Source organism: Hydrogenophaga sp. GW823-FHT04C09 (assembly GCF_058796355.1).
Genome location: NZ_JBXAIO010000018.1, coordinates 1 through 6,184, shown reverse-complemented (window position 1 = coordinate 6,184; position 6,184 = coordinate 1). Strand labels below are relative to the sequence as shown.

The following is a 6,184-nucleotide window of genomic DNA, read 5'->3' as shown; positions in this document are numbered from 1 at the left end:
CGGCGCTGGTGGAAGAGAGCGCGGCCGCCGCCGAGAGCCTCAAGGACCAGGCCCGGCGCCTGGCCGGTGTCGTGCAGCTGTTCCGCCTGTAAGCCAAAGGCGGCCGCTGGTCGCCGCAACCTCGCGCGCAGGGGGCCGAAACAGGGTCCTCGTACCGTGTACAAGCCACGGGCGTGCCTATACTGTTTCCCCTGTACCGGCCCCGGGGATTTTCGTCCCGGCATGCCGGCGCCTCACCGCCCGCGCACCCGGAGACCGACGCCATGAACGCTCGCCTGCCCCACGCCTCGCCGCCCCTGGACCCGGCCGCCTTGCAGGCCCATGTGGAGGCGAGCTGGTCGCGCGGCATCGTCCCCGAATTGACGCGCTACATCGAGGTGCCGGCCAAGTCGCCGGCCTTCGACCCCGACTGGGCCGCCCATGGGCTGCTGGAGCGCGTGCTGCAGAGCGCGGCCGACTGGGTGCGGGCGCAGCAGGTGGAAGGTCTCCAGCTGGAGATCGTGCGCCTGAACGACGCGCAGGGCCGGCCCCGCACGCCGGTGCTGTTCTTCGAGGTGCCGGCCAGCGCCGGGTGCGACGGCACACCGGCCCCCGCCTCCGGCCAGACCGTGCTGATGTACGGCCACCTCGACAAACAACCTGAGTTCACCGGCTGGCGCAACGACCTCGGCCCCTGGACGCCCAAGATCGACGGCGGCAAGCTCTATGGCCGCGGCGGTGCCGACGACGGTTACGCGGTCTACGCCAGCGTGGCCGCGCTGCAGGCGCTCAAGGCCCAGGGCGTGGCGCACCCGCGCATCGTCGGGCTGATCGAAACCTGCGAAGAGAGCGGTTCGGGCGACCTGCTGCCCTACGTGGACGCGCTGCGCCCGCGCCTGGGCGACGTGGGTCTGGTGATCTGTCTGGACAGCGGTGCCGGCAACTATGACCAGCTCTGGCTCACCACCAGCCTGCGCGGCATGGCCAGCGGCGTGCTCAAGGTGGAGGTGCTCACCGAGGGCATCCACTCGGGCGATGCCTCGGGCCTGGTGCCGTCGAGCTTTCGCATCATGCGCCAGGTGCTGGACCGGCTGGAAGACAGCGCCACCGGCCGCCTGCTGCCCGCCAGCTTCCATTGCGAGGTGCCGGCCGAGCGCATCGAGCAGGCGCGCGCCACCGCCGCCATTCTGGGCGACGAGATCCACAAGCGCTTCCCTTGGGCGCACCACGACTGTGGTGGTTCCACCGTGTTCACCCTGCCCACCACCACCGACCCGGTGGAGGCCCTGCTCAACCGCACCTGGCGGCCCACGCTGTCGGTCACGGGCGCCGACGGTTTCCCCGAGCTGCGCAACGCCGGCAACGTGCTGCGGCCCTACACCGCGTTCAAGCTCAGCCTGCGCCTGCCGCCGCTGGTGGACGCGCCCGCGGCCGTGCAGGAACTCAAGGCCCTGCTGGAGGACAACGCGCCCTACCAGGCGCGCGTGACCTTCGAGGGCGAAGGCGCGGCCAGCGGCTGGAACGCCCCCACCACCGCGCCCTGGTTCGAGCAGGCGCTGCAGGACGCTTCGCAAGCCCACTTCGGCGCGGGCTGCGGCACCATCGGCCAGGGCGGCACCATCCCGCTCATGAACATGCTCAGCAAGGGTTTTCCGACCGCGCAGATGATGGTCTGCGGCGTGCTCGGCCCCAAGAGCAATGCGCACGGTCCGAACGAGTTCCTGCACCTGGACTACGCGCAGCGCCTGACCGCCACGGTGGCCCAGGTCATGGCCCGCATGCCCTGAGCCGCCATCATGTCCGACACCACCCAGGCGCCTTTCACCCTCCGCGATGGCCTGAACCTGGCCCTGTTCGACTGGCCGCTGCCGATGCGCTGGCGCCCACGCGCGGTGGTGCTGATCGTGCACGGCCTGGGTGAACACGCCTGGCGCTACGACCCGGTGGCGCAGCGCCTGAACGAATGGGGCTTCTGCGTGCGCGCGTACGACCAGCGCGGCCACGGCGAGTCGGGTGGCGCGCGCGGTGTGCTGCCCGATGACGACACCTTGCTCGACGACCTCGCCGAGGTGCTGGAGGACACGCGCAACCACATCGCCGAACCCTGGGCCTGCCCGCTCATTCTCATGGGCCACAGCATGGGCGGGCTGGTCGCGTCCACCTTCGTGCAGCGGCGCATGGCGCCTGTCGACGCGCTGGTGCTGTCATCGCCCGCGCTGGACGCGGGCATCGGCGCACTGCAGAAAAAGCTGATTTCCCTGCTCTACCGTTTCGCGCCCAACTTCGCCATCTCCAACGGCCTGGACGCGAGCAAGATCTCGCACAACGCAGCGGTGGTGGAGGCCTACAAGAAGGACCCGCTGGTGCACGACCGCATCAGCGCGCGGCTGGCGCAGTTCATCGACAGCAACGGCCCGGCCGTGGTGGCTGCCGCCGCGCAGTGGCGCGTGCCCACGCTGCTTTTGTATGCGGGGGCCGACAGCCTGGTGCGGCCTGCGGGCAGCAAGGCGTTTGCCGCCGCCGCGCCGCGCGACAAGGTGCATGCCCAGGTCTATGAAGGCCTGTACCACGAGATCTTCAACGAGGCCGATCCCTCGGCCGTGTACGGCACCCTGAAGGCCTGGCTGGACGTGGTCGCACCCGCGCAGGCCTGAGCCGAGGTTCAGCGGCGGGGTGGTGTGAGCCCGAACAGGCCCATCAGGTCGGCCGCGCCAGCGCCGCCACCCTGACCACCGCCCCCCCCGAGCAGGGCGCCCAGCCCACCGAGACCCCCCAGGTCGTTTTCGGCCGGCAACTGCCCCTTGGGGCTGAGCTGGTCGATCAGGCCGGGCAGCAGGTCGGCCAAGGTGCCCGAAGCCTGCGCGGGGCTGCCGCCGAGTTGCGAGGCGATCATGCCCATCAGGTCGGGGCCGAGCGCGCTGCCGAGCTGGTCGCCCGACACCGGCTGGTTCGCGCCGGTGCCGATCCAGGATTGCACCGCGTCACCGAGGCCGCCCGATTGCAGCTTGGCCAGCAGGCCTTGCAAACCGCCCGAGCTCGCGAGCAGCGAGCCAACCAGGGCGATCAGCATCTGCGGGTCCATCCCGCCCGGCAGGCCGTTGGCGGAGGCGGAGGGGCCCCGTTGTTGTCCCTGCAGCGAGCCCGAAGCGGCCTCGGCGGCGGCACCGATCAATGAATCCAGAAGTCCCATGGCATTGTTCCCTGTGATGGGCGCCCGGAATGGGCGCGCGGTCAGGCGGGATTGTGGGCCTGCCGGCGCACCCAGGCAAGCCAGACCAGGGCCAGTCCGGTGAGGCCCACCGGTACCAGCGAGCCGATGTTGAGCCATTGCCAGCCCTGGGTGGTGACCAGCGCCCCCGAGGCGAACGAGGTCAGCGCCATGGTGGTGAACACGCAGAAGTTGATCGCGGCCTGCGCGCGGTTCTTCTCCTCGGGTCGGTAGGCCTGCAGCGACAGCGTCGTGCTGCCCGTGAAGAGGAAGTTCCAGCCCACACCGAGCAGGAACAGCGCGATCAGGAACTGCTGCAGGTCCACGCCCGAGAGCGCCACCAGGATGCACGCGATGTTGAGCACCACGCCCACGCCCATGATGGTGAGCACGCCAAAGCGCGCGATCAGGTGGCCGGTGAAGAAACCCGGCGCGAACATGCCGATCACGTGCCATTCGAGCACCAGGGCCGCGTCATCGAACGCAAAGCCGCAGACCTGCATGGCCAGCGGCGTGGCGGCCATCAGCAGGTTCATCACGCCGAAACCCAGCGCGGCGCCAGCGGTGGCGACGATGAACACCGGCTGGCGCACGATCACCGAGAGCGGGCGGCCCCGGTCGGCGCCGGCGACCGGGGCCGGCGCGGGCGGGAAGCGCAGAAAGGCCATGAGCGCCATGGCGAGCAGGGCCACCAGGGCCAGCGCCACATACGCACCGGCGAACGGCGCACCCAGCCAGTCCTTGGTGCGCACGGCCAGGTTGGGCCCGAGCACCGCGCCCACAAGGCCGCCCGCCAGCACCAGCGAGACCGCCTTGTCGCGGAACGCGGGCGCGCTCAGCTCGGCCGCCGCGAAGCGGTAGAGCTGGCCGTTGGCGCTGTAGTAGCCCGCGACCACGGTGGCGGCCACCAGCAGCCAGAAGTTCCGGTCCATCACCGCCCAGGCGCACAGCAGGGCCGAGGCCAGGGCCACCAGCAGGCCGATCTGGAACGAGGCCTGCCGCCCGAAGGCGCTCTGGGTGCGCGCCACCAGGGGCGTGGACAGCGCGCCGCCCAGCACATAGCCCATCACCGGCAGCGTGGCCATCCAGCCCAGGGGCGCGAGCGCGAGACCCACCAGACCGTTGATGGCCATGAAGACCACGTTGTTGGTGAGAAAAAGCCCTTGCGCGCCGGCCAGCAGCCAGAGGTTTTTGTTCATAAGTCATCGTTTATACAATGCGGTATGCGCAAGACCCAGCACATTGGCATCGTGGCCTGCTCCGCCGAAGGGGCGGCCCTCTGTTATCGCACCATCTGCGTCGAAAGCGCGGCCTTGCTCGGGCCGCACGCGCACCCCGAGGTCTCGCTGCATTCGCTCTCTCTCGCCGACTACGTGGACTGTCTGAACCGGGGCGATCTGCGCGGCGTGGCCGATCTCATGCTGGCGTCCGCCCACAAGCTGGCGGCCGCCGGCGCGGACTTCCTGATCTGCCCCGACAACACCATCCACCAGGCGTTCCACCATGTCGAGCCGCGCTCGCCGCTGCCCTGGCTGCACATCGCCGAGGTGGTGGCGCAAGCGGCGGTGCAGGCCGGCCACCGGCGCCTGGGCATCACCGGCACGCGCTGGCTGGTGGACAGCGAGGTCTATCCCGAGAAGCTCGCCGCGGTGGGCGTGCAGGCCGTGCGGCCCAGCGTGGCCGAGCGCGAGGAGATCGGCCGCATCATCATGGACGAGCTGGTCTGTGGGGTGTTCAAGCCGGAGAGCGTGGCGCGCTTCCAGGCCGTGTTCGCGCGCCTGCAGACCGAGGAGGGCTGCGACGCCGTGGTGCTGGGGTGCACCGAGATCCCGCTGATCATGAGCGACGCGAACTCGCCCCTGCCCACGCTGGACTCCACCCGCTTGCTCGCGCGCGCGGCGCTGGCGCGGGCCGTGGGCGTTTCGGCGGCCGGCACATGACCGCTTGATGAAAGCCCATCCGCACCGGGGTGGCATGCGGTAACGGTGCTCAAGAAGCCCGGTCGGGCGTCGAAGCAGGAGCAAGGGTGGCATTCGCGCCACCCGCTTCTCAAAGACCTCCCATGAACTGGCTTTCCTACATTTCCGTGCGCGCCAAACTCGCGCTGCTGCTGGCCTTGTGCGCGCTGGGCATCCTCACCGTGGCGCTGTCGGCGCTCTTCAGCCTGGACCGCGCCGTCTCGGCGAGCCAGCAACTGGTGCAGGTCGAGGTGTCCGCCCTGCGGTCGCTGGGCGACGTGCGCGCCGCCGTGGGCAACATGCGGCGCTATGAGAAGGACCTCTTTCTCAACCTGGCCGACGAAACGGCCCTGCAGCGCTACCACTCGGCCTGGCAACAGCAGGTGGACCTGGGTCTGGGGCAGCTGGCCCAGCTGCGGCCCGGCCTGCACACGCAGGAGCAGGCCGCGCTCGACCGCATGACCGCGGGCCTCGCGAAGTACCGCGAGGCGGTCAACGCCATCCACCTGGGCATCACGCGCGGCGAGATCAACGACCCCTGGCGCGCCAACAGCGCCATGGAGCCGGCCAAGGCCGATGTGCGCTCGGCCGACGAGGCCTTCGTCGAGATCAGCAACGCGGTCGGCGTGCGCGTGGACGGCATGGTCGATGCGTTGGCCCGCCTGCAACGGCAAGCCATGTGGGTCACGATGCTGGCCGCGCTGGCGGTGCTGGTGCTCGCGCTCGGCCTGGGTTACGTGGTCAGCGGCAGCATCACGCGCCCGCTGGACGAGGCGGCGCGCGCGATCGAGCGCGTGGCCGGCGGCGACCTGAGCACGCAGGTGCAGGCCCTGGGGCGCGACGAGATCGCGCGCGTGCTGGCCGGCATCGAGCGCATGCAGAGTGGGCTCGCGCGCATCGTGAGCGAGATCCGCGAGGGCGTCGATGGTGTGAAGATCGCCAGCGGCGAGATTGCCTCGGGGAACCAGGACCTGAGCGCGCGCACGGAGCAGGCGGCAAGCAACCTGCAGGAAACGGCGGCGAGCATGGAGCAGCTCAC

General features: G+C 70.3%; 6 protein-coding genes. 4 read left to right on the top strand and 2 right to left on the bottom strand.

Annotated elements, in window-relative coordinates; all coding sequences use genetic code 11:
- Window positions 1–263: 263 nt before the first annotated feature.
- The gene (locus AC1Q9M_RS25465; RefSeq protein ID WP_444689011.1) at window positions 264–1,766 is read left to right on the top strand and encodes a M20 family metallopeptidase; all 1,503 of its coding nucleotides are present in this window, start codon (window positions 264–266) and stop codon (window positions 1,764–1,766) included.
- 9 nt (window positions 1,767–1,775) lie between these two features.
- Window positions 1,776–2,633 (top strand): alpha/beta hydrolase, encoded by an 858-nt coding sequence (locus tag AC1Q9M_RS25460; protein WP_382152802.1) that lies wholly within the window; start codon window positions 1,776–1,778, stop codon window positions 2,631–2,633.
- Window positions 2,634–2,641: 8 nt separating this feature from the next.
- On the opposite strand, the gene AC1Q9M_RS25455 is transcribed toward AC1Q9M_RS25460, so the two are convergent.
- Both AC1Q9M_RS25455 and AC1Q9M_RS25450 read right to left on the bottom strand, forming a co-directional pair.
- A complete protein-coding gene (locus AC1Q9M_RS25455; protein WP_492436424.1) occupies window positions 2,642–3,169 on the bottom strand; it encodes a YidB family protein in 528 nt (175 codons plus the stop codon).
- 41 nt (window positions 3,170–3,210) lie between these two features.
- Window positions 3,211–4,386 carry an MFS transporter gene (locus AC1Q9M_RS25450; RefSeq protein WP_492436422.1) on the bottom strand — a complete coding sequence of 392 codons (1,176 nt, stop codon included), beginning with the start codon at window positions 4,384–4,386 and terminating at the stop codon, window positions 3,211–3,213.
- Between the two features lie 24 nt (window positions 4,387–4,410).
- On the opposite strand from AC1Q9M_RS25450, the gene AC1Q9M_RS25445 reads away from it, so the two are divergent.
- Window positions 4,411–5,127 (top strand): aspartate/glutamate racemase family protein, encoded by a 717-nt coding sequence (locus AC1Q9M_RS25445; RefSeq protein ID WP_492436420.1) that lies wholly within the window; start codon window positions 4,411–4,413, stop codon window positions 5,125–5,127.
- A 122-nt stretch (window positions 5,128–5,249) separates the two neighbouring features.
- Window positions 5,250–6,184 (top strand): methyl-accepting chemotaxis protein (locus AC1Q9M_RS25440; protein ID WP_492436418.1); only part of this gene is annotated, 935 nt, incomplete at its 3' end.